Below are 782 nucleotides of genomic sequence, written 5' to 3' on the forward strand. Positions count from 1 at the left end.
TTATCTACTGCGCCTCCAACTGGTGTTTTAGATAGGTAACGTGTTCCGATATAACCAGTTTGACCGTTGTAGTTAATTTTGCTCCATCCAGAGTTTTCAGAGATTACTTGAACCTTCTGACCTTGTGGAAGTGCGCCTATGATTCTATAATTTGTACCTTCGCCGCTACGTACATTTAGTGCAGAAGCATTAATGTAGTAGTCACCAATCGCACCTTGGTTAGGTTTTTCAGGTTGTTTTGGTTGCTCAGGAGTAGTAGTGCCACCTTTAACGAATTTTACAAATTCGCTGCTAACAAAGCCTGTTTTTCCTTGGTAATTTACTTTAAACCAACCGTTTTCAGATCCAACTACGTTTAATGTTGTACCGTTTAAAACGCCACCAATTACACTATGGTAAGCGGCAGGGCCTGTACGAACACGTAAAGATGTAGCGTTAACTACGTAAGAACCGCCAGTTTGAATAGTTCCATTATTGTTTTGCTCTTGTTTGTTGCCTTCTGTAACGTTTTCGTTAGAACCGCCTTTTGTTACGTAGTCTTTGCTTATATAAGCAGTTTGTCCTGCGTAATTGATTTTGAACCAATCTTGAACTTCGCCGACAACTTGTACTACTTGTCCTTTTTTGACAGAACCTACAGTTGTGTGAGAAGTGCTAGGACCTGTACGAACGCGAAGGGAAGATACATTTACTGTATAGTTTCCGCTTGCTGGTTTTACTTCTTGGTTGTTATTATTCGTATTGTTGTTTGAAGAACCCCCATTAGAAGAAACGCCAGATAC

At 40.3% G+C, this 782-nt stretch carries 1 protein-coding gene; it reads right to left on the reverse strand.

The window, feature by feature from the left end:
* On the reverse strand, positions 1–782 hold a 782-nt coding region (locus tag MR107_RS30195; RefSeq protein WP_242293164.1), incomplete at both ends, for an SH3 domain-containing protein.

It is taken from the genome of Bacillus cereus group sp. BfR-BA-01441, assembly GCF_022663075.1.
GTDB lineage: Bacteria > Bacillota > Bacilli > Bacillales > Bacillaceae_G > Bacillus_A > Bacillus_A cereus.